Source organism: Streptomyces sp. NPDC096311, assembly GCF_044763085.1.
Taxonomy (GTDB): Bacteria; Actinomycetota; Actinomycetes; order Streptomycetales; family Streptomycetaceae; genus Streptomyces.
Window position 1 is genome coordinate 379,499 of the sequence record NZ_JBIWFN010000007.1, and the last position, 21,886, is coordinate 401,384.

A 21,886-nucleotide genomic window follows, 5' to 3' on the forward strand; every position below is an offset into this window, starting at 1 on the left:
CTGAGACACTGGAGATGGGGTCCCCATGGGCGAGGTCAGCTCCGTCATCACCGTCGAAGCGGACGGCGACATCCGTATCGTCACGCTCAACAGGCCCGAGCGGCTGAACGGCGTGTCCGAGGAGCTCCACCGCCGACTGGCCGACGTCTGGCGGGAGCTCGCGGACGATCCCGGCGCACGGGCCGTCGTCCTCACCGGCGCGGGCCGGGCGTTCAGCGCGGGCGGCGACTTCGACCACCTGCGGCGCCACCACAGCGATCCGGAGCTGCGCGAGCGGTCGATCAGGCTCGACCGCAGCATCCAGACGGCGATGATCCGCTTCCCGCTGCCCGTCGTCGCGGCGGTCAACGGCCCCGCGGTCGGGCTGGGTTGCAGCCTGGCGCTGGGCTGCGACCTGGTCCTGATGGCGCAGGACGCCTACCTCGCCGACCCCCATGTCTCGGTCGGCCTGGTGGCGGGCGACGGCGGGGTGACCCTCTGGCCCCTGCTCACCAGCCTGCTCCGCGCGAAGGAGTACCTCTTCACCGGCGACCGCATTCCGGCCGCCACGGCGGTCGAACTGGGCTTGGCGAACCGCACCGTTGCCCCCGAGGACCTTCAGAAGGAGGCCCTCGCGCTGGCCCGGCGGCTGGCGGCCCAGCCGGCCGAGGCGCTGCGCGCCACCAAGATGGCCCTCGCCGTGGTGGTCGAGCAGGTGTCCCGCGGCGGCATGGAGGCGGCGCTGATGGCCGAGCGGGCGACCATGACCAGCCCGGACCACATCCGGATCGTCGAGGAGCTGGCGTCCCGCGCCCGGCGACGGCCGACCGAGGCCGAGGAGGACTGACGGTGGAGGCCGAGGAGTTCCTGCTCGTACGGGACATGTTCCACACGTTCGCCGCACGGTTTCGGACCGGCTCGGCCGACGAGGTGAAGCCGACCGCGCGCACCGCCGCGCAGGAGGCGCTGGGCGAACTGGGTCTCGCCGAACTGCGCCGCTCCTCGCCCCCGGCCGCCACCGTCCAGGAGTGCGCCCTGCTCGCCGAGGAACACGGTCGGCAGCCGCTGACCACCTCGCTGGTCGGCACCGTGCTCCTCGCCCCGGAACTGCTGCGACTCCTCGAGCGGGCCGAGCCCTCGGTACACGGCGGGACACCGACGATCGCCCTCGCCCACGACCTGTGCTTCCCGGACTCCGCTGCGGGCTCCTCCCCGTCCCGACTCCTCGCCTGGGACTGCGAGGGAGCGGACAGCGCGCTGTGCGTCACACCCGACGGAACGGTGACCGCCCTCGAACTCGGCGCGACCGCACCGGGCATCGACCTCCTGCGCGGCATCCGCTCGGTGTCGTCCGAGTCGCCCGCACGGGTCCTCGGCCGACTCGACGCACAGGAGTACCGGCACTGGCAGGCCTACGCGCTCGTCATGGTCAGCAGTGAACTCGTCGGCGCGGCCGGGTCGTTCGTCCGGCTGAGCGTGGAGTACGCCCGGGAGCGCCGTCAGTACGGGCGGCAGGTCGGCTCGTTCCAGGCGGTCCAGCATCTGCTCGCCGACGCGACGGTCCTCGTCGAGGCCTGCACCAGTGCCACCCGGTACGCCGCGTGGTGCCTGGACAACGAGTCGCCCGCGAGGGCCCTGACGGCCGCGCGCGTCGCCAAGGCCGAGGTGAACGTGTCGGCCCTCGACGCGGTGTACGCGGGCATGCAGGTCTTCGGCGGTATCGCCCAGACCTGGGAGCACATCGCGCACCTGTACCTCCGCAAGGTCCGGCTGGGCGCCATGACGCTGGCGACGACGGCCGATCTCCTGACGACGCTGGCCCAGCCGGAGCTGACCCGATGACCGACACGCCCCTGGACTTCGGCGACCCCGCGGACCTCGACCGGCTCCGCCGTCGGTTCCGTGCCTGGCTGGCCGACCACCCGCTGCCCGAACGCCTCCCGGACGAGCCGGTCCCGGTCTTCCTCCACCGCTGGCACCGCCTGCTGTACTCGGGCGGCTGGGTGGGCCTCGACGTTCCCGTCCAGTACGGCGGCCAGGGCCTGAGCGCGCTGCACCAGGTCGCCATCAGCGATGAACTCGGCGCCTGTCACGCCCCCGGGGTCCCGCGGATCGGCTATCTCGCCCACGCGCTCCTGGAGTTCGGCTCCGAGGAGCAGCGCGGGCGCTGGCTGCCGCGCATGCTCGCCGGTGACGACGTGTGGTGTCAGGGCTTCAGCGAGCCGGGAGCCGGATCGGACCTCGCGGGGATGAGCACGGTCGCGACCCGGCACGAGGACCACTACACCGTACGGGGGCAGAAGCTCTGGACCAGCTACGCGCAGTACTCCGGTCTGTGCCTGCTGCTCGCAAGGACCGACCGGTCGGCGCCCGCGCACCGGTCGATCTCGGCGTTCGCCCTGCCGCTGGACCGGCCGGGAGTGACGGTACGGCCACTGAGGGCGGCGAACGGTGACGACGAGTTCTGCGAGCTGTTCCTCGACGACGTACGCATCGCCCGCTGCGAGCGCATCGGCGCCGAGGGCGACGGCTGGCCGCTGGCCATGACGACGGTGTCGTACGAGCGCAACGCCCTGGACACCGGCCACCTCTCGAAGTACGGGCTGCTCGTCGAACGGCTGCGGCGCACCGCCCGGGAGCGCCGGGGAGACCTTCCGGACGGGCTGCTGTCCGAGATCGGCCGGTGCTTCGTGGACTACGAGGTCCTGGTGGCGCACGCCCGGCGCCGTACCGCCGAGCGGCTGGGCGGACAGCTCGCAGGACCGGAGTCGTCCATCGACAAGCTTCTGATGACCAGGGCCGAGCAGCGGCTCTACGAGACGGCGCTCAAGGTCTTCCCCGCAGAGCAACTCCGGGGCGGGGAGGAAGAAGGCGAGGAGCGGGCAGGAGCGAGCGAGCTGTTCGGGGACTACCTCTATTCCAGAGCCGCGTCCGTGTACGGCGGAACATCGCAGATCCAGCGCAACATCATCGCGAAACGGGTCCTGGGTCTGCCGTCCAGCGACTAGGGCCCGGATCGCGGGATTTCATGTCCGATGGGAGTTCACCCGTGCGATACGACCTCGAATACCGGAGCATTCCCCATGTGATCAGAGTTGCCGCCAAGCAATTCGCGGACGCGCCGGCCCTCGTCGACGAGGGTGGCCGGTGGAGTTTCCGTGAGTTGGAGCAACACATGGTCCGGGCCGTGAAGGCCGCCGTCGCGCTGGGGGTCGAGCCGGGGGACCGTGTCGGTCTGTGCGCTCCGAACTCCGCCGAGTGGATCCTGGCCGCGCTCGGCATCCAGGGCGCCGGGGGCGTCGTGGTGCCGCTCAACACGAGGTTCAAGGCACAGGAGATCTCCTACATTCTGCGCAGGTCCGGAGCGAAGGGCGTCTTCGCCTCGTCCTTCCTCGGCCAGGACTACATAGCCGGGTTGAGGAACGCCGATCCGGATCTGCCCGCGTTGCGCAGGACGGTGTCGGTTCTCGGCCCGCAGGGGGCGGCGGACCTCGGGTGGGAGGACTTCCTTCGCGCGGGAGAGGCCGACTCGTCGTCCACGGCCCACGACTTGATCGACCGGCTGACTCCGGACGACGTGTCCGACGTGATGTTCACCTCCGGCACCACCGGCCATCCCAAGGGTGTCGTGCTGACCCATGGACAGTCCCTGCGCGCCTATGGGTGGATGTCCGAGGAATACACGTTCACGCATTCCGACAGCTTTCTGATCATCCCGCCGTTCTTCCACTGCTTCGGTTACAAGGCGGGGTGGCTCGCTTCCCTGATGCACGGTGTGAAGGTCATCCCCATGCGCACCTTCGACGCGGGGCGGGCGCTCGAGATCATCGGCCGGGAACGGGTCAGCATTCTCCTGGGGCCTCCGACCATTTTCCAGGACCTGGTCAACCATCCGGACCGTTCCGCGTTCGACCTTTCCTCGCTGCGGGTGTCCATGACGGGCGGCACCACCATTCCGGAATCGCTGATCCGCGCCATGAAGTCGGAACTGTCCTTCGACATCGTGATGAGCGCGTACGGGCTGACGGAGTCGACCGCGTTGGTGACGACCACCCGGATCGGGGACTCGGAGGAGACGGTCGCACGGACCACGGGCCGGACCATCCCGGACGTCGAGGTGAGCATCGTCGACGACCGGGGCCTGGCGGTTCCCACCGGGCAGGACGGCGAGGTCCTGGTACGCGGCTACAACGTCACGCGCGGGTACTGGGACGACCCCGAGGCCACCGCCGCGGCCGTCGACGCCGACGGCTGGCTGCACACCGGTGATGTCGGGCGCCTCGACGAGAGAGGAAACCTCTCCCTCGTCGACCGCAAGAAGGACCTGTACATCGTCGGCGGTTTCAACGCCTATCCGGCCGAGATCGAGAAGCTGCTGCTCGGGAACGAGGCCATCGAGCAGGCCGCCGTCATCGGAGTGCCGGACGAGCGACTCGGTGAGGTCGGCTGCGCCTTCCTCGTCAGGAGACCGGGCCACCGGCTCACCGAGGCCGACGTCGTCGCGTGGGCACGCGAGAACATGGCCAACTTCAAGGTTCCCCGGCATGTCCGGTTCGTCGACGCGCTGCCCCGTAACGCCAGTCAGAAGGTGCTCAAGGACGGGCTGCGGCGCGATTGGAGGAAGCCGAGTGACAACTGATCGCGCGGACACATCAGGACGCGGCTCGGCCGGTCCCCTCGCGGGCATCACCGTGGTGACCCTGGAGCAGGCGGTGTCGGCTCCCCTGTGCACCCGCACGCTGGGTGACTTCGGGGCGCGGGTGATCAAGGTGGAGAACCCCCGGGGCGGCGACTTCGCCCGGCACTACGACGACGTGGTGGGCGGCCTCGCGGCCCACTTCGTCTGGCTCAACCGGGGCAAGGAGTCGGTGGCCCTGGACCTGAAGTCCCCGGCCGGGATGGCGGTGCTGCGCCGGCTGCTCGACCGCGCCGACGTCCTGGTCTCCAACCTCGCGCCCGGGGCGATCGCGAAACTCGGCATCGCCCCCGCCGACCTGGCCGTGAGCCATCCCGGGCTCCTCGCGGTGGAGATCGACGGGTACGGGCCCGGCGGGCCGCTCTCCCACAAGCGTGCCTACGACCTGCTGGTCCAGGCCGAGTCGGGGGCATGCGCGACCACGGGCCGACCGGGCGCGCCAGCCAAGGCGGGGCCGCCGATGGCCGATGTGAGCACCGGTCTGTACGCCGCCCTGTCGATCATGGCGCTGCTCTGCGGAAAGGAGCGCGGCCGGGTGCAGGGGCCCGCCTCCGCCGCGGTCAGCCTGTTCGACACCATGACGGAGTTGATGGGCTATTCGCTGACCTACACCCGGCACACGGGCGTGGACCAGGAGCCGAAGGGCATGGGCTCGCCCGCGGTGGCGCCGTACGGGGCCTATCCCACGGCCGACGGTCACACCGTCGTCCTCGGCACCACCAACAACGGGGAGTGGCAGCGGCTCGCGCGTGAGCTGCTCGGCCGCCCGGATCTGGCGGACGACGAGCGCTTCGGGAGCAACTCCGGCCGGGTCGCGCACAGTGAGGTCCTCGACGCGGAGATCGGCGCCTGGTGCGCGCGTCATGACCTGGCCCACGTCCAGGACCGTGCGGATGCCGCGGGGATAGGGAACTCCCGCTACAACACCCCGAGCGACGTCGTCGCGCACCCGCATCTGACGGCCCGCGACCGCTGGCGCGAGATCGACACGCCGGGCGGTCCGGTTCCGGCGCTGCTGCCGCCCCCGGTCATCTCCGGCTACGAACAGCCGATGGGGCCGATCCCGGCCCTCGGCGAACACACCGAGGCCGTCCTCGCCGAACTGGGGATCGACGCCGAGGGGGAGTTGCTGTGAACGAGGAGCCGGTGCTGCTCTGCGACGACTCGGGCGGCGTACGGACGCTGACGCTGAACCGTCCGCACCGCAGGAACGCCATCGACGAGGAGTTGTGGCGCGCCCTGCGGGACGCGCTCACGGACGCGGGGAACGATCGGTCCGTACGGGCACTCGTGCTGGCCGGGGCCGGTGGCGCGTTCTGCTCGGGCGCTGACATCTCGGGGGGACTCAGTGCCGCGCACCCCATGTACCGGATGCGCACCTTGAGTGAAGTGACCCTGCTGCTACACGAGTTGCCCGTCCCGACCGTCGCCAGGGTCAGCGGGGTGGCGGTCGGCGCGGGCTGGAATCTGGCGCTCGGGTGCGATCTGGTGGTCGCCACTCCCCAGGCGCGGTTCTCGCAGATCTTCGCGCGGCGCGGGCTGTCCCTCGACTGCGGGGGATCCTGGCTGTTGCCGAGGCTCGTGGGTCTGCAGCAGGCCAAACGGCTCGCGCTGCTCGCCGAGACGATCGACGCCGAGGAGGCGCGGTCGCTGAACCTGGTGACGTGGGTGGTGCCCGCGGAGGAGATCGACGACTTCGTGGCACGCCTCGGCGCGCGTCTGGTCGCGGGCGCCCCGGTGGCCCTCGCCCAGAACAAGGCGCTGCTGAACGAGGGGGCCGACCGCACACTGCGGGACGCGCTCGCGAACGAGGCGCGGGCCCAGGCGGTCAACTTCGCGACGGCGGACGCCCCGGAGGCGTACTCCGCGTTCAAGGAGAAGCGTGCGCCGGTCTTCACTGGCCGCTGGACGGTAGCGAGTTCGAGGCCATCCCACCGACCGGAGGGGTCGACATGCGGGAAGCAGTGATCGTGGAGGCGGTCCGTACCGCCGTCGGCAAGCGCGACGGCGGGCTGTCGGGCATGCACGCCGCCGACCTCTCCGCGGTCGTCCTGGGCGCGCTCGTCGAGCGGACGGGGATCGGCCCGGAGGTCGTCGACGACGTGATCTGGGGCTGTGTCTCCCAGGTCGGGGACCAGTCGAGCAATATCGGGCGCTATGCGGTGCTGGCCGCGGGCTGGCCCGAGAGCATCCCGGGCACCACGGTCAACCGGGCCTGCGGATCGAGCCAGCAGGCACTGGACTTCGCCGCGCAGGCGGTCATGTCCGGCCAGCAGGACGTCGTCGTGGCGGGCGGCGTCGAGGTGATGAGCCGGGTGCCGCTCGGCTCCGCGCGCTCCACCGGCATGCCGTACGGGCCCCAGGTCCTCACCCGTTACCAGGAATTCTCCTTCAACCAGGGCATCTCCGCCGAGAAGATCGCGCAGAAGTGGGGCTTCGCGCGGGAGCGGCTCGACGCGTTCTCGGCGCTGTCGCACGAGCGGGCAGCGGCGGCGCAGGACGCCGGTGCCTTCGAGGCCCAGATCACCGCCGTGCCGACCGAGGGGGCGACGACCGTGACCCTCGACGAGGGCGTCCGGCGTGGTACGAGCGTCGAGACCCTCGCCAAGCTCAGGCCTGCGTTCACCGAGGACGGTGTGATCCACGCGGGCAACGCCTCCCAGATCTCCGACGGGGCGGCAGCACTGCTCGTGACGACGCCGGAGAAGGCGCGCGAGCTGGGGCTGACGCCGCTCGTGCGCTACCGCGCGGGCGTGGTCACCGGCTCCGACCCCGTGCTCATGCTCACCGGCCCGATCCCCGCGACCGAGAAGGTGCTGCGGAAGGCGGGCGTGGGCCTGCCGGAGGTCGGTGTCTTCGAGGTGAACGAGGCCTTCGCGCCCGTACCCCTGGCCTGGCTCGCCGAGACCGGCGCGGACCCCGCGCTGCTCAATCCGCTGGGCGGCGCGATCGCGCTCGGCCATCCGCTCGGCGCGTCGGGGGCGGTGCTGATGACCCGCATGGTCCACCACATGCGGGACCACGGGATCCGCTACGGCCTGCAGACCATGTGCGAGGGTGGCGGCACCGCCAACGCGACCCTCGTAGAGCTCGTATCCCCCGCATCCTGAGCACCCTCACGGAGGACGTCGTGCGCCGAGAACTCTTCACCGCCGACCACGAAGCGTTCCGGCAGCTCGTCCGGGAGTTCGTGGCCAAGGAGGTGGTCCCCCACCACACGGAGTGGGAGCACGCGGGCCGGCTGCCGCGCGAGCTCTTCGAGAAGCTCGGCTCGCTCGGAGTGCTGGGCATGTCCGTACCCGAGGCGTACGGCGGAGCGGGCCTGCACGACTACCGCTACAACGTCGTGCTCCAGGAGGAGGCGGCCCGCGCCCTGGTCACGCTCGGCACGGTACGCACCCAACTCGACGTCGTCCTGCCGTACTTCCTCGCGTACGCCGACGAGGACCAGCGTGAGCGCTGGTTTCCCGGCCTCGTGGCGGGCCGGCTCCTGACCGCCGTCGCCATGACCGAACCGGGCACGGGCTCCGATCTCGCGGGCATCCGCACCACCGCCGTACGCGACGGGGACGCGTACGTCATCAACGGGGCCAAGACCTTCATCACGGGTGGTCTCCTCGCCGACCTGGTGATCGTGGTGGCGCGCACGTCGACCGATCCCGACGACCGGCGGGCGGGCCTGACGCTGCTGGTCGTGGAGGACGGCATGCCCGGGTTCGCGCGCGGCCGGGTGCTCGACAAGATGGGCATCAAGGCGCAGGACACGGTGGAGCTGTCCTTCGACGAGGTGCGGGTCCCGGTCGCCAACCGGCTCGGCGCGGAGGGCGCGGCCTTCGGCTATCTCGGCCACAACCTTCCCCAGGAGCGGATGACGGTGGCGGTCGGCTCGGTCGCACAGGCGAGGGCGGCACTCGAGACGACCCTCGCCTACGTCAAGGAGCGGCAGGTGTTCGGGACTCCGGTCGCCTCCTTCCAGAACACGAAGTTCGAACTCGCCGCGGTGGCGGCCGAGATCGAGGCCGCGCAGACGATGCTCGACCGCGCGGTGCGCGAGCTCGTCGACGGCGAACTCTCCGGCGCGGACGCGGCCAAGGTCAAACTGTTCTGCACGGAGATGCAGGCACGCGCGGTCGACCGCTGTCTGCAACTCTTCGGGGAGTACGGGTACATCCTGGAGTACCCCATCGCCCGGCTGTACGCGGATGCGCGCATCACCCGCATCTACGCCGGCACGAGCGAGGTCATGAAGGTCATCATCGCCAAATCCCTGGGACTGTGAGCAGCATGGCGGACTTCTCCGGCAGGACCGGCGTCGCGTTCGTCGCGGGCGGCACCGGCGGCATCGGCGCGGCCGTCGTGCGCATGCTGGCCGAGCGCGGCAGCGACGTGGCGTTCACGTACCGCACCAGCCAGGCCGGGGCGGACGCCCTGGCCGCCGAGGTGAAGGCGTACGGGCGCCAAGTCCTCGCGCTGCGCCTCGACCTGGGCGACGAGCGGGCCACGGCGGAGGCGGTCGCCGAGGCGTCCGACGCCTTCGGGGGCCTGCACACGCTGGTGTACGCGGCGGGCCCGCATGTGCCGATGGTGCACCTCAGCAAGGTGACGCCGAGTCAGTACCGGGCTCAGCTCGACGCGGACGCGGTGGCGTTCTTCAACCTCGTCCATCCCGCGCTGCCCCGGCTGCGGGAGGCGCGGGGCTCCCTCGTCGCCGTCACCACCGTGGCCACCCGCCGGTTCCCCGTGCGCGACGGGCTGTCGTCGGGTACGAAGGGGGCGGTCGAGGCGGTGGCGCGGGCGCTGGCCGCCGAGGAGGGCCGCTACGGGGTCCGCGTGAACTGCGTCGGCCCCGGCATGCTGACCGACGGCATCGCCGCCCGTCTGATCAGCTCCGGCGAACTCGACACCGCGGCCCTGGACATCACCCGGCGCAACATCCCGCTGCGCCGTTTCGGCGAGGCGAAGGACATCGCGGAGGCGGTGGCGTTCCTTGCCTCGGACCGCGCGGGCTTCATCACCGGGCAGGCGCTGGGTGTGGACGGCGGGTACAGCGTGTAGTGCCCCGGGTGTTCACTCCGGCGGCGTGATCCGCCGTCCGCCGACGAACGTCGCGCGTACGACGTCGGCGGACATGAGGTCGAGGGCTTCTTTCAGCGGCACGTGGAGGAGGCACAGGTCGGCGACCGCGCCGACCGTCAACCGCCGTACCCGGGAAGGGTGCCGGGGCTCTCCGGCGAACAGGTCCAGCGCCGCGCGCCGGTCCACCGCCTCCCCGCCGGAGCGCTCGACGGCCGCCCGCATCACCGCCCAGGGGTCGGCACTTCCGTACGGCGCGTCGGTCCCGGCGGCGAGCGCAATCCCCGCCTCGGCCAGGGACCGGCACCGGTACAGGTGGGCCTGGTCGTCCGGGTCCACATCGGTCGCGTACTCCCGTCCCCGCTCCACGGGAAAGTGCGGCTGCGTCACGACCGTCACGCCGAGCCGCGCGAGCCAGGGCATCGTCTCGGCCGGGATCACCGACCCGTGCTCGATCCGGTCGCCCCCGACCGGCCCGGCCTCCTCCAGGGCGAGCAGGGTCACGAGCAACCGCACCCGGGTCACGCAGTGCACGGCCACCGGGCGGGGCCGCACCGCCGCCACGGATGCCGCCAGCTCACCCGGCGTCGGCAGGGTCGCGTCGTCGAGCAGGAACTTCACCGGCGCGTCGCCGATCCCCATCACGACGAGCCGCTGCGGCAGTACCGACAGCAACTCCGGCAGGTCCTGGCCCGGACGCGGATCCGCGTTGGTGAACCCGGTGATCCCGTACGCCGCGGCGCGGGCCCCCACGCCGCGCAGATCCAGCCGTACGGGCGGGGTGAACCCGCGCAGCCGCTCGTCCTCCCGCCAGAACCGCCCGTCACCCCCGTCACCCCCGTCGCCCCCGTCGCCCGTGCCGTCCAGCCCGGCGGTCCGCAACGCCGCGCTGTTCCACATCCACAGCGCCCCGCTGCGATGCTGGACCCGCACCGGCCGATCGGGCGCGAAGTCGTCCAGCACCCACCGGTCGAGCTCCCCCGCGACACTCTCGTGGTAGCCGACGGCCCGCACCCACTCCCCTGGCGGCCCGCTCAGCAGGGCCCCCACCAGTCCGTCCCGGTCGCCCGCCTCCGCCGGACCGACCCGCACCGACACGGCCTCGGCCGCCAGTGCCGGCAGGTGTACGTGGTGGTCGTGCAGGCCGACCAGCAACGCGCCGCCCCGGCCGTCGACATCGCCGCGCTCCGCCCGCCGCCGGCCGATCCCGACGACCCGTCCTCCCCCGAGGCGCACGTCCACCCTGCCGTACCCCTCGACCTCCACGTCCGTGATCAGCACGTCAACGGCTGTCGGTGAGGGCGGCGGCACAGGCTGCCATGGAAAGGCTGAGCAGCTCGCCTCCGCCGTCGGCCAGCGAGCGGGCGACGGCATGGGCGGCGAAGACGCCGGTGACGGGGTCGGCGAGCGCGTCACCCAGAAAGACGGGGTCGCCGGCGCGGTCGAGGCCGGTGAGGCCGCCCGCGACCGCCGCGTCGTCACCGAAGGCGATACGGTCCTCGTCGCGGCCGTAGCCGGTGATGCTCAGCCAGACACGGCCGGGGCGGGCCGCGAGGAACTCCTCGGCGTGGATGCCCAGTCGGCGCAGTGCCCTCGGGCGTGACGCCTCGATGACGACGTCCGCCTCGACGACGACCTCGGCGGGCGCGCCGGAGGCGAAGTCGAGCACCAGGCTCTCGTGTCCGTCGTGCAGCCAGCGGTAGAAGGCGGGCGATCCCCTGCGCGCTCCGTCCGGTCTGGTGATGCTCTCCACCTTCACCACCCGGGCCCCGGCCTCGCCCAACAGCCGTGCGCACAGGGGGCCCGCCCACAGGGCCGAGAAATCGATGATCCGCAGCCCTGCCAGGTCCCGTGGGTCCGCCGCCCCTCCTCGCTCGGCGCGTACCCGAGCGCGGGTGCCGCGGGCCGAACCGTGGGCGGCGGCCGCGATCCCGAGCAGTTGCGCGTGTGCCGCGACGTCGGCCGCCGCGGCGCGGCGCGCGGTCTCGTACGGTTCCTCCGTCGCGGTGCCGCCGAGCAGCGCGACGAGAGCGGGCACGGCGGCCAGGTCGTCGGGGCGGGCCAGGTTCACGGCGGCCCAGCCGTCGGCGGTCTCGAGGAGGTGGCAGGAGCCGCCGGCCGAGACCCTGCCAGGGTGGGGGAGGCCGGTGAGGCGGGCGCGGAGGAAGAGGGCGGTCGGCAGGTCCACGGGCACGCCGGTGAGGCCGGTGAAGGCCTTCGCCACGTCGTGGAGGGGGCCGAGGAACGGCTCAACGGGTTCCATCCAACTCCGGAGAGTATCGTTCTCCAATTCATGAACCCCCTTCTCGGCCGTGGCGATCTCCCATTACACTCCAGTCGCCGCCGGTTGGGGAGGGGAACGACATGACCTTGGACTCGCCCTTCCACCTGGTCGACCTCGACCGGCAGGCGCCGGTGCGGGCCGAGGCGAAGGACCGGGTCCGCGTCGGTGTGGCGGCGGAACCGGTCGACGCGGGCCCGGAGTTCGACATCCTGCTCACCGGTGTCGCCGATCCCCCGCGACCGTGGGTGGGGTGCACGGATCTGGACGCCGTCACCCAGCGCCTCGCGGCGGTCGTCGCGGCGCAGCCTGCCGCCTCTGTCACGCTGACCCAGGTGCTGCGCATGGGCGGGCACGTCACCGCGCCCGAGCGGCTGGTGCTCGAGTCCCTCGCCTACTCGGTGCTCCAGAGCGGCGCGGGCTTCCGTGCCTGGCTGGCCTCGGCGCGCCCGCGCACTCCACGTCCGGCCGCCGAGCCCGTACGGCTGTGCCGTGACGGCGACCGGCTCACCATCACCTTCGACCGGCCGTGGGTGCGCAACGCGTTCGACGCCGCGACCCGGGACGCCCTGTGCGAGGCGCTGCACGTCGCCGTGGCGGATCCGTCGATCGCGCACGTCGACCTGTACGGGAAGGGTGCCGCGTTCTGCAGCGGAGGTGACCTGGCGGAGTTCGGGACCTCCCGCGATCCGGCCCAGGCCCACCTGCTGAGGGTGCTGCGCAGTCCGGCCGCACTGCTCCAGGAGTGCGCTCCCCGGGTGACCGCGCATCTGCACGGCGCCTGTGTCGGCGCCGGGATCGAACTGGCGGCGTTCGCGGGACGGGTGCTGGCCGCGCCGGACACGGTGATCCGGTTGCCGGAGGTCGGGATGGGGCTGATCCCGGGCGCGGGCGGCACGGCGAGTCTCCCGGTCCGGATCGGCCGGGAGCGCACCGCGTATCTCGCCCTGTCGGACACCACGTTGAGCGCGGCGCAGGCGCTCGGCTGGGGCCTGGTCGACGAGATCGGCGAGGTCACCGTGGCGGGCGTCCCCTCGCCACCCGCCACGGCCACCGGCGCCCCGTCCGCCACGGCGTCGGACACCCCCTCCTCGTCCGACGCGACGGCGGCCGCGCGCTGAACCCACCGTGCGGCGCGGCGGTCAGCGGGTCACGTGGACACCGTACGACGGCCGTCGCGGGACGCCGCGCGTCACCTGCCGTTCCACACCGGCGTCCTGCGCTCCGCGAAGGCGCGGGCGCCCTCCGCCGCGTCCTTGCTGCGGAACACCGACACGACCTCGTCCGGTTCTGCCCAACGGCGTGCCCTCATCAGCTTCTTGGTCATGGCGACGCCCAGCGGACCGTTGGCGGCGATCCGCCCGGCCAGGGCGATCGCCTCCTCCCGTACCCGGTCGGCGGGGACCGCACGGTTCACCAGGCCGGCCCGCTCGGCCCGCGCGGCCGTGACCGGATCGCCGGTCAGGCCCATCTCCAAGGCGACGGCCAGCGGCACCCGGTCGGCGAGCGTCGTACCGCCCCCGGCCGCGAACAGACCCCGCTTGACCTCCGCGATCCCGAGCCTGGCGTCCTCGGCCGCGACGACCAGGTCGCAGGCCAGCACCATCTCGAAGCCGCCGCCGAGCGCGGAGCCGTTCAGCGCCGCGATCACGGGGGTGCCGATGCCGTCCCGGAAGAACCACACCAGGCCGTCGAACGTGCCGCCGCCCTTCGCGAACGCCTTGAGGTCCATGCCGGCGCAGAACACGGTTCCGGCGCCCGTCAGGACGATCGCCCGGACCCCCGGATCGGCGTCCGCCTCCCGCAGTACGTCCGACAGGTCGTCGATCAGCTCCGGACTCAGGGCGTTGCGGGCCTCGGGCCGGTTCAGGGTGGCGACGAGGACGTTGTCGACCCGTTCGGTCAGGACCAGGTCGCTCATCGGGCGGCACTCGTCGCCGCGCGCGCCCGGGAGCGGTACGCCTCCAGCTTCTCGGCGGGTTCGATCAGACGGTGGCTGCGCGACTGGATGGACACGTCGTGGCCCTCGGCCCGCTTGCGCAGCGCTCCCACCGTGGCCTGCTCGCGCGGGACATGGGTGAAGGGATCGAAGGAGTACCAGCGCATGGCGTTCTCGTGGGTCATCTTGTTGATGTCCGAGTCGGACACGTCGAAGCGGCCCATCACGCCCATGAGTTCCTCGGGCGCCTCCGGCCACATCGAGTCGCTGTGCGGGTAGTCGCACTCCCAGGCGATGTTGTCGATGCCGATCTCATGACGGAGTTTCACCCCCATCGGGTCACTGATGAAGCAGGTGAGGAAGTGCTCCCGGAAGACCTCCGAGGGCAGCTTCCCGCCGAAGTCCTGAAGGGTCCAGGCCGCGTGCATCTCGAAGGTGCGGTCCACCCGCTCCAGGAAGTAGGGGATCCAGCCCGTGCCGCCTTCCGACAGGGCGATCTTCAGATCGGGGAAGTCCTTGACCGGCTGGGACCACAGCAGATCGGCGGCGGCCGAGACGATGTTCATCGGCTGCAGGGTGATCATGACGTCGGGCGGCGAGTCGACCGCCGGGATCGCCAGCTTGCCCGAGGAGCCGATGTGCACCGACAGGACGGTGCCGGTGTCGGACAGCGCCCGCCAGAGCGGGTTCCAGTACGGGTCGTGGAAGCTCGGGTACCCGAGCACCGCGGGGTTCTCGGTGAACGTCAGTGAGTGGCAGCCCTTGGCGGCCACCCGGCGGACCTCCGCCGCGCACAGTTCGGCGTCCCAGATGACCGGGATCGCCATCGGGATGAACCGCCCGGGATGCGCCCCGCACCATTCGTCGATGTGCCAGTCGTTGTAGGCCCGTACCAGCGCGAGCGAGAAGTCCGCGTCCTCCGTGGCGAACAGCCTGGCCGCGAACCCCGGGAACGACGGGAAGTTCATCTGGGCGAGGATGCCGCCCGCGTTCATGTCGGCGACGCGCTCGTTCACGTCGTAGCAACCGGGACGGATCTCGTCCAGGGCTTGCGGTTCGAGGCCGTACTCCTCCTTGGGCCTGCCGGCCACCGCGTTCAGCGCGGCGGTGCGGATCACCGTCTCCCGGAACGTCCAGGTGTCGGTGCCGTCGTCCTGGTGGACCAGCTGGGGCGCGTCGTCCTTGTACCGCTCGGGGAGGTGGTTCACGAACATGTCGGGGGGTTCGATGATGTGGTCGTCGACGCTGATGAGGATGAGATCGTCTCGATCCATGACGGGTTCCCTTCCGGAAGGGGGAGGCAGGCGGCTCGGGTGGGGGCTTGAGTGCGTACGGCTAGTCGGAGGCGGGGAGCGGCTTGGCCGCCTTGATGGTCATCGGGACGCCGTCGCAGCTCAGTTCGCCGATGCCGGAGGAGGTGCAGAGCACTTCGAGGGCCCCGTCGGCGTCCACGTACCGCTTGCCGATGAGGGTGATGGCATCGGCCGCCCCGCCTGGCGCCGGCTTCGCGGCGGTCGCGGGCACCATCGGACTGCCTCCGCAGGAGAGCTGGACCGAGCCGCCGGCGGGGGCGCGGACGACGACCACCCGCGTGCTGCAGACCGCGCTGGCGAGCTGGTCACCGGGGCGTGGCGTCGTTACCGGTGGGGTCATGGTGGATGTCCCTTTCGAGCAGGCGATCGGCGAGCAGGTTGATGTCGTAGGACTGGCGGGCCATCCAGAACCGCAGGAAGCCGGTGAGCGAGTACCGCAGGAAGAGCGCGGAGCCCACCACGGTCGCGCAGACGCCCCCCAGCCCGAGTGCGAGTCCGTCGCCCTGGACGAGCGGGTCGACGGTGTTGTGGGACACCAGGTAGCCCGACACGCCGAGCACCAGGCCGCCGGCCATCAGCAGGACGCCGAGGCGCAGCCAGAGGGTGGCCCGGGCGGCGGCCGGGTCGGGGATCTTCAGTACCGCCAGTTCTCGGACGAAGCGGTCCGCGCGCGGCTCGGTGGTGGTCATGCGGAACTCCCCAGGTAGAGGGCGGACAGTTCGGCGCGCAGCCCGCCGTCGGGGTGGCCCTGCCGCTGGACCCGGCCACGTACGAGGACGGCCGCGTGGTCGGCGATGTCGAGGACGGCGGCCGCGAACTGCTCGACCACCAGGACGGCCACCCCCTGCCGGGCGATCTCGGCGACCTGTTCGTAGAGCCGGCCGACGATCAACGGGGCGAGTCCCATGGAGAGTTCGTCGAGCAGCAGGACGGCGGGGTCGGTGGCGAGGCCGCGGGCGAGGGCGAGCATCTGCTGCTCGCCGCCGGAGAGGGTGCCGGCCGCCTGCGAGGCGCGGCGGTGGAGGATCGGGAAGCGATGAAAGGCGATCTCCTCGATCTCCGCGCGGCTGCGGCCGGTGAAGGTCATCATCAGGAGGTTGTCGCGGACGGACAGGTTGGGGAACACGCCGCGGCCCTCGGGGATCAGACAGACGCCGGCGCGGGCCAGGTCGCGGGGGTCGGCTCCGGTCATGTCCCGGCCGCCCAGCCGGAGACGGCCGGATGCGAGGGGGTGGACTCCGGAGGCGACGCGCAGGGTGGTGGTCTTGCCCGCCCCGTTCGGGCCCAGCAGGGCCACCACCTGCCCGGCGGCGACCTGGAGGTCGACGCCGTGCAGGACCGTGATCCGGTCGTAGGCGGCACGGACGCCGCTCAGTTCGAGAATGGCGCTCACGCGTCCCCCAGGTAGGCCGCCAGGACGGTCTCGTCGTTCCGGATCACCTCGGGCGGGCCGGACGCGATGACCTTGCCGAGATCGAGTACGTACACCTCGTCGCACACGCCCATGACGAGGTTCATGTCGTGTTCGACGAGGACCACGGCCGTGCCGTCGTCGGTCAGCGAGCGCAGCAGCGCGGCGAACCGTTCGGTCTCCTCGCTGTCCTGTCCTGCGGCGGGTTCGTCGAGGAGGAGCACTTTGGGCCGGATGACCATCGCGCGGCCGACCTCGACCAGGCGGCCGACTCCGGTGGGCAGCGCGTCGGGCGGGCTGTCGGCGAGATGGGTCAGGCCGAGCCTGGTGAGGGTCTCGGTGACGACGTGATGTGCCCGGCGCCGGTCGGGACCGAGTTCGGCCGCGACGAGGAGGTTGTCGCGGACGGTGAGGCGGCCGAAGAGCTCCAGCCGCTGGAAGGTGCGGGCGAGTCCGCGCCGGGCGCGGCCCGCGGGGCTGGTCCGGGTGACGTCCTGGCCGTCGAGGAAGACCTGTCCGCAGGAGGGCCTGCGCAGCCCGGAGGCGACGTCGAACAGGGTGCTCTTGCCGGCCCCGTTGGGGCCGATGAGTCCTGTCACCCGGCCCGGTTCGGCGCTCAGGGCGACGCCGTCCAGAGCCCGGTTTCCGCCGAAGGCGACGGTCACTCCGCTAATCCGCAGCGAGGCCACGGGCGAGCACCTCCCTGTCCTCGGGGCGCCAGGCGCGCCGCAGTCCCCACCACTCGACGGGGACCTCCGGTTCGGTAGGTGCGGCGGTCCGTCGGGCGCTCGCCCAGATCCGCAGCGCCACCCCCGCGGCCACCGAACAGCCCAGGAACGTCCAGCCGTTGATCAGGTCGCCGAGCCGCAGGAACCACAGCAGGGCGAGTACGCAGAGCAGGCCGGGCAGGGCGATCCGGTCCCGGCCGAGCGGCTTCCACTCGCGGCGGAAGCGGACCACGATGCCGTCGGGGTTGTGGCCGAGTCCGATGCCGGCGAGGCCGGGCAGCAGGGCGACGAGGTTCTGCGCCCAGGGCGCCACGGCGACCAGCGCGTTCGTCGGGCCGATGTAGGCGGTCCCGGCGAACAGTCCGTTGCCCACCGCGCCGAGGCCGCCGACCACCGCGACGAGGAAGATCGGCAGTCCCGCCACCAGGTTGAACTGGTCGGCGGTGATCGACCGTTGCTGCATTCCGTACAGCGCGCCGCCGAGCCCGGCGATGCCCGAGGAGAGCGCGAACACCAGGACCTTGGCGCGCAGCAGGCTGCCGCCGAGGGTCGCGTAGGCGGCCTCGCTGTCGCGCAGCGCGATCAGCCGCCGTCCGAAGGGGCCCCGGCGCACCGCCGCCACGACCAGTGAGGCCAGCGCGAGGCAGACGGCCGCGAGCACCAGCTGCTTCGCCGCGGTGTCCAGTTCGAGGCCGAGGAGCCGGGGTCCGGCCACGTCCACCGAGCCCTGGTCGAACAGGGCGATCCGCATCCCGAACAGATGGAAGGACGGCAGGGTGAAGATCCACCGGTCCAGGACGACCGCGAAGGCGGCGGTCCCGAGCGCCAGGTACACCCCGGACAGCCGCAGCGCGGGCAGCGCGACGAGGGCGCCGGCCACCGCGGACACCAGGATCGCGGCTCCGAGGGCCCAGAACTCCCCGTGCGCGCCCAGGTGGGCCCATACGACGGCCCCGATCCCGGCCATGCTCAGCTGGCAGAGCGATATCTGCCCGGCGTACCCGGCCAGCGGTACGTACGACAGGGCCACCACGCCGAGCGAGAAGATGGCGCCGTAGGTGATGAGGTCGGCCTCGCCGAGGACCGAGGCCAGTACCGCGCCGAACGCGACGACGCAGACGGCGAACACGGCCGTGCCGCGGGCCGTCGGAACCGGCACCGGGCGCAGCTTGCGGTCCCGGCCGCGCAGTCGCCGGTGCGGGAACGCCAGCAGGGCCACGAACAGCAGCAGCGCGGGGGCGGCCAGCCTGAGGCCGGGCAGGTAGGCGTTCTGCGGGAGATAGCCGGTCAGATAGCTCTCCATGCAGCCGACCACGATCGCGCCGACGAAGGTCAGGGGCACACTGCGGAGCCGGCCGAAGATGGCCGCGGTGTAGGCGCTGACGATCAGCAGCGAGAGCTGGGCTGCGTCCAGGGTGACGGTCGGCGCGATCAGGATGCCGCCGATCGCGGCGAGTTGGGTGCCGAGGATCCAGGCGGTCTTGTTGGCCCGTACGGGATGGGCTCCCGTCAGCCCGACCAGGGCGCGGTCGTCGACGGTCGCCCGCATCTCGGCGCCCGGGCGGGTGCGGTAGAGCAGGATCCGCAGGCCGACCGCGACCAGCACCGCGACGGTCATGGTGAGGGCCTGGTGCCAGGTGACCACGGCCGAGCCGAGGTGGAAGGGCTTGCGGTCGGCGAAGAACGTGGGCAGCGTGCGCGGCACGTTGGGATCCCAGATCCAGCGGGCGACGGCGATGAGGCCGCTCAGCAACGCCACCGTCATGACCAGCCGTTCGGCCTCACCCAGCGCCTGGACGGGCCGGAGGACGACCTTCTCGACGAACAGGCCGAAGGCCGGGGCGAGGACGAGGAGGACCACGGCCAGCGCCACCGGCACCGGCCAGCCCCAGCCTCCGGTGAGCTGCCAGTAGGTGAAGGCCGACAGCATGCCCGCCGCGCCGTGCGCGAAGTTGAAGACGCCGGTCGTCGTGTAGGTGAGCACCAGTCCGCTGCCGATGACCGCGTAGATCGCGGCGGTGCTCAGGCCGACGATCCCGAAGGTGAGGAACTGCTCCATGACGGGCCGTCACTCACACACTCGCCGGGACCGGCGAGGACGAATGGTCTCGGCGGCCGGTCGGCCGGGAGACGGTGACGGCGGCGCCATCTGCTGCAAGGCGTACTTGGCGACCGCCCCCAGGGCGGCGAAGGGTGTGGGCTGGTTCAAGGGGTCTCCTCCTCGGTGCTGTCCCCGAGCGGCAGGCGGGAACAGGTGATCGCCCCGGCCACCTTGAGCGCGAGGTGGTTCTCCTCCTCTCTATGGATGGAAACTAGCTTCTCATTAAGAGAGAATCAACCATTCACACCAAGGCAGGAGAGACGATGAGCGGACAGCGCAGGGGAACCGCGATCGCCATGACCGACCCCGAGCGGGACACCTTCCTGCGAACCCAGCCGCTGTGCCGGGTCGCGACCGTAGGACGGGACGGAGATCCCCACGTCAGCGCCCTGTGGTTCGTGTGGGACGGGTCCGCGCTGTGGCTCAACTCGCTGGTACGCAGCCAGCGCTGGACCGATCTGGAGCGGGATCCCCGGCTCGGCGTGATCGTCGACGACGGGGGCACGGACTTCATGGCCCTGCGCGGCGTCGAACTACGAGGCAGCGTCGAGGTCGTCGGCGAGGCGCCCCGCAAGGGAGACTCCCTGGATGAGCTCGTGCGCCCCGAACAGCTCTTCGCGGACAAGTACATGGGCGGCGGCGCGTTCCGGTACGACGGGAAGCACGGCTGGCTCCGGCTCACCGCGGAGAAGGTCGTGAGCTGGGACTTCGCGAAGCTCCGCCGCGACCGTTGACGCCATGACCGTTGACGCCATGACCCGCACATGGAAACCTGCCACTCGTGAAGGAGAATGTCATTTTCGTCGCCTTCTCACCGAAGGGCGGAAAGGTCCTTGTCCACTGACGACCTGATGGAGATTCAGCAGCTGCTGGGCCGCTACGCGCTCCACATGACCCGGGGCGACATCGACGGGGTGCTCGCGGTCTTCACCCCCGACGGCACCTACAGCGCTTTCGGAGACACCTATGGCCTCGACGAGTTCCCGGCCCTGGTCGCCGCCGCGCCCAAGGGTCTGTTCCTGGTGGGTACGGCCGTGATCGAGCTGCCCGAGCCCGGCGAGAGGGACGGGAACACCGCGACCGGCAGCCAACCGCTGTGCTTCATCGACCACGCCACCCACGCCATGCGGATCGGCTACTACCACGACACCTATCTGCGGACCGCCGACGGCTGGCGACTGCGGACGCGGGCGATGACGTTCATCCGCCGCAGCGGAGCGCACGACTCGGGCCGCCCGCACGCCTTCGAACGCCCGGGCGCGTGAACGTCACGGAGTTCCGGTCGGGTCTGCGCCACTGGCTCGACCGGAACGACCTCTCCCCCGGGCCCGATCACTCCCTCGACGGCCAGGTCGCGCAGCTGGCCCGGGTGCGGCGCGCGCTCTACGAGGCGGACTGGATGCGGTACGGCTGGCCCGCCGAGGTGGGAGGTCTCGGCGGGCCGGCCGCACTGCGGGCCGTGCTCGGCGAGGAGGTCGCCTCCCGGGGGCTGGCCGAGCCCGGCATCTACTCGATGATCGAGGTGCTCGCCCCGACGATGATCTCGTACGCCCGCCCGGAGCTGGCGGCAGCGATGGTCCCCCTGCTGCTCGGCGGCCGGGAGCAGTGGTGCCAGGGCTTCTCCGAACCCGGCTCGGGCAGCGACCTCGCCTCTCTCACCACCCGGGCCGTCCCCCGGGGCGGGGACTGGGTGGTGACGGGCCAGAAGGTGTGGACGAGCCTCGCGCAGTACGCGGCGCGCTGTGTCCTGCTCACCCGCACCGCGCCGGGCCACGACGGGATCACCGCGTTCTTCGTCGACATGGACACCCCCGGCATCACCGTGCGGCCGCTGCGCACGATGCACGGCGTGGACGAGTTCGCCGAGGTGTTCTTCGACGACGTGGTCGTCCCCGCCGACCGGATGCTCGGCCGCCCCGGCGACGGCTGGCGACTCGCGATGGACCTGCTCCCGCACGAGCGCTCCACCTGCTTCTGGCACCGCGTCGCCCACCTCTACGCCCGGCTCGACCGGCTGCTCACGGAGCTGGCCGAACCGGATGACGCCGGGGAGGACCTGGCCCTGGGCGCCGCCTATCTGGCGCTGCACACCGTGCGCTGCCGCTCCCACGCCACCCAGCGGCGACTCGCGGCCGGCGCCCGGCTCGGCCCGGAGACCTCCGTCGACAAGGTGCTGCTGGCCACCGCCGAGCAGCAACTCCTCGACACCGCCCGGGACCTGCTCCCCGGCGTGCTGGAACTGACGGACACGCCATGGCGGGAGGAGTACCTGTACTCGCGGGCGGCGACCATCTACGGCGGCACCGCCGAGATCCAGCGCAACATCATCGCCCGTCGGCTGCTGGACCTGGGAAGGGACTGACCC

At 71.7% G+C, this 21,886-nt stretch carries 22 protein-coding genes; 13 read left to right on the plus strand and 9 right to left on the minus strand.

Going from position 1 to position 21,886, the window contains the following annotated elements:
- Positions 1 to 25: 25 nt before the first annotated feature.
- The 9 genes from ACIRA5_RS20535 (at position 26) to ACIRA5_RS20575 (ending at position 9,730) form a co-directional block, all read left to right on the plus strand.
- Positions 26 to 826 carry an enoyl-CoA hydratase/isomerase family protein gene (locus ACIRA5_RS20535; RefSeq protein ID WP_403692566.1) on the plus strand — a complete coding sequence of 267 codons (801 nt, stop codon included), beginning with the start codon at positions 26 to 28 and terminating at the stop codon, positions 824 to 826.
- Positions 827 to 828: 2 nt separating this feature from the next.
- Positions 829 to 1,821 (plus strand): acyl-CoA dehydrogenase family protein, encoded by a 993-nt coding sequence (locus ACIRA5_RS20540; protein ID WP_403692568.1) that lies wholly within the window; start codon positions 829 to 831, stop codon positions 1,819 to 1,821.
- The gene (locus tag ACIRA5_RS20545; protein ID WP_403692570.1) at positions 1,818 to 2,987 is read left to right on the plus strand and encodes an acyl-CoA dehydrogenase family protein; all 1,170 of its coding nucleotides are present in this window, start codon (positions 1,818 to 1,820) and stop codon (positions 2,985 to 2,987) included. The genes ACIRA5_RS20540 and ACIRA5_RS20545 overlap by 4 nt, the downstream gene beginning before the upstream one ends.
- Before the next feature lie 77 nt (positions 2,988 to 3,064).
- Positions 3,065 to 4,618, plus strand: coding sequence for a FadD3 family acyl-CoA ligase (locus ACIRA5_RS20550; protein ID WP_403692571.1), 1,554 nt, complete (start codon positions 3,065 to 3,067; stop codon positions 4,616 to 4,618).
- Entirely contained in the window at positions 4,608 to 5,810 is a 1,203-nt protein-coding gene (locus tag ACIRA5_RS20555; protein WP_403692573.1) for a CaiB/BaiF CoA transferase family protein, read from the plus strand. Before ACIRA5_RS20550 ends, ACIRA5_RS20555 begins: the two co-directional genes overlap by 11 nt.
- On the plus strand, positions 5,807 to 6,643 hold the full coding sequence (locus tag ACIRA5_RS20560; RefSeq protein ID WP_403692576.1) for an enoyl-CoA hydratase/isomerase family protein: 837 nt from the start codon (positions 5,807 to 5,809) through the stop codon (positions 6,641 to 6,643). The genes ACIRA5_RS20555 and ACIRA5_RS20560 overlap by 4 nt, the downstream gene beginning before the upstream one ends.
- Positions 6,628 to 7,785 carry a thiolase family protein gene (locus ACIRA5_RS20565; protein ID WP_403692578.1) on the plus strand — a complete coding sequence of 386 codons (1,158 nt, stop codon included), beginning with the start codon at positions 6,628 to 6,630 and terminating at the stop codon, positions 7,783 to 7,785. Before ACIRA5_RS20560 ends, ACIRA5_RS20565 begins: the two co-directional genes overlap by 16 nt.
- A gap of 20 nt (positions 7,786 to 7,805) precedes the next feature.
- Positions 7,806 to 8,954, plus strand: coding sequence for an acyl-CoA dehydrogenase family protein (locus tag ACIRA5_RS20570; RefSeq protein WP_403692581.1), 1,149 nt, complete (start codon positions 7,806 to 7,808; stop codon positions 8,952 to 8,954).
- Positions 8,955 to 8,959: 5 nt separating this feature from the next.
- Positions 8,960 to 9,730: an SDR family NAD(P)-dependent oxidoreductase gene (locus ACIRA5_RS20575; protein WP_403692584.1), complete on the plus strand. Its 771-nt coding sequence runs from the start codon at positions 8,960 to 8,962 to the stop codon at positions 9,728 to 9,730.
- Between the two features lie 12 nt (positions 9,731 to 9,742).
- Here the strand turns inward: ACIRA5_RS20575 and ACIRA5_RS20580 are convergent, their stop codons facing one another.
- Together ACIRA5_RS20580 and ACIRA5_RS20585 are read right to left on the minus strand one after the other, a co-directional pair.
- Positions 9,743 to 11,029, minus strand: a complete 1,287-nt coding sequence (locus tag ACIRA5_RS20580) for an amidohydrolase family protein (protein WP_403692585.1) — start codon at positions 11,027 to 11,029, stop codon at positions 9,743 to 9,745.
- A gap of 1 nt (position 11,030) precedes the next feature.
- Entirely contained in the window at positions 11,031 to 12,011 is a 981-nt protein-coding gene (locus ACIRA5_RS20585; RefSeq protein WP_403692587.1) for a CoA transferase, read from the minus strand.
- Positions 12,012 to 12,112: 101 nt separating this feature from the next.
- Here ACIRA5_RS20585 and ACIRA5_RS20590 point away from each other — a divergent pair, with 101 nt between their 5' ends.
- Positions 12,113 to 13,150 (plus strand): enoyl-CoA hydratase/isomerase family protein, encoded by a 1,038-nt coding sequence (locus ACIRA5_RS20590; RefSeq protein WP_403692589.1) that lies wholly within the window; start codon positions 12,113 to 12,115, stop codon positions 13,148 to 13,150.
- Positions 13,151 to 13,221: 71 nt separating this feature from the next.
- Here the strand turns inward: ACIRA5_RS20590 and ACIRA5_RS20595 are convergent, their stop codons facing one another.
- The 7 genes from ACIRA5_RS20595 to ACIRA5_RS20625 form a co-directional block, all read right to left on the minus strand.
- On the minus strand, positions 13,222 to 13,950 hold the full coding sequence (locus ACIRA5_RS20595; protein WP_403692591.1) for an enoyl-CoA hydratase-related protein: 729 nt from the start codon (positions 13,948 to 13,950) through the stop codon (positions 13,222 to 13,224).
- The gene (locus ACIRA5_RS20600) at positions 13,947 to 15,242 is read right to left on the minus strand and encodes an amidohydrolase family protein (RefSeq protein WP_403692594.1); all 1,296 of its coding nucleotides are present in this window, start codon (positions 15,240 to 15,242) and stop codon (positions 13,947 to 13,949) included. The genes ACIRA5_RS20595 and ACIRA5_RS20600 overlap by 4 nt, the downstream gene beginning before the upstream one ends.
- 61 nt (positions 15,243 to 15,303) lie before the next feature.
- Entirely contained in the window at positions 15,304 to 15,621 is a 318-nt protein-coding gene (locus ACIRA5_RS20605) for a hypothetical protein (RefSeq protein ID WP_403692597.1), read from the minus strand.
- Positions 15,587 to 15,970: a hypothetical protein gene (locus tag ACIRA5_RS20610; RefSeq protein WP_403692599.1), complete on the minus strand. Its 384-nt coding sequence runs from the start codon at positions 15,968 to 15,970 to the stop codon at positions 15,587 to 15,589. The genes ACIRA5_RS20605 and ACIRA5_RS20610 overlap by 35 nt, the downstream gene beginning before the upstream one ends.
- Positions 15,967 to 16,674 (minus strand): ABC transporter ATP-binding protein, encoded by a 708-nt coding sequence (locus ACIRA5_RS20615; protein ID WP_403692601.1) that lies wholly within the window; start codon positions 16,672 to 16,674, stop codon positions 15,967 to 15,969. The genes ACIRA5_RS20610 and ACIRA5_RS20615 overlap by 4 nt, the downstream gene beginning before the upstream one ends.
- Positions 16,671 to 17,381, minus strand: coding sequence for an ABC transporter ATP-binding protein (locus tag ACIRA5_RS20620; RefSeq protein WP_403692604.1), 711 nt, complete (start codon positions 17,379 to 17,381; stop codon positions 16,671 to 16,673). The genes ACIRA5_RS20615 and ACIRA5_RS20620 overlap by 4 nt, the downstream gene beginning before the upstream one ends.
- A complete protein-coding gene (locus ACIRA5_RS20625) occupies positions 17,362 to 19,479 on the minus strand; it encodes an ABC transporter permease (protein ID WP_403692606.1) in 2,118 nt (705 codons plus the stop codon). Before ACIRA5_RS20625 ends, ACIRA5_RS20620 begins: the two co-directional genes overlap by 20 nt.
- Before the next feature lie 305 nt (positions 19,480 to 19,784).
- Between ACIRA5_RS20625 and ACIRA5_RS20630 the strand changes: the two genes are divergently transcribed.
- The 3 genes from ACIRA5_RS20630 to ACIRA5_RS20640 all read left to right on the plus strand — a co-directional run bounded on the left by ACIRA5_RS20630 (position 19,785) and on the right by ACIRA5_RS20640 (position 21,883).
- Positions 19,785 to 20,255 carry a pyridoxamine 5'-phosphate oxidase family protein gene (locus ACIRA5_RS20630; RefSeq protein ID WP_403692609.1) on the plus strand — a complete coding sequence of 157 codons (471 nt, stop codon included), beginning with the start codon at positions 19,785 to 19,787 and terminating at the stop codon, positions 20,253 to 20,255.
- 99 nt (positions 20,256 to 20,354) lie between these two features.
- Positions 20,355 to 20,786 carry a nuclear transport factor 2 family protein gene (locus tag ACIRA5_RS20635; RefSeq protein ID WP_403692611.1) on the plus strand — a complete coding sequence of 144 codons (432 nt, stop codon included), beginning with the start codon at positions 20,355 to 20,357 and terminating at the stop codon, positions 20,784 to 20,786.
- Positions 20,783 to 21,883, plus strand: a complete 1,101-nt coding sequence (locus ACIRA5_RS20640; RefSeq protein WP_403692612.1) for an acyl-CoA dehydrogenase family protein — start codon at positions 20,783 to 20,785, stop codon at positions 21,881 to 21,883. The genes ACIRA5_RS20635 and ACIRA5_RS20640 overlap by 4 nt, the downstream gene beginning before the upstream one ends.
- The last annotated feature ends 3 nt before the right edge of the window (positions 21,884 to 21,886 follow it).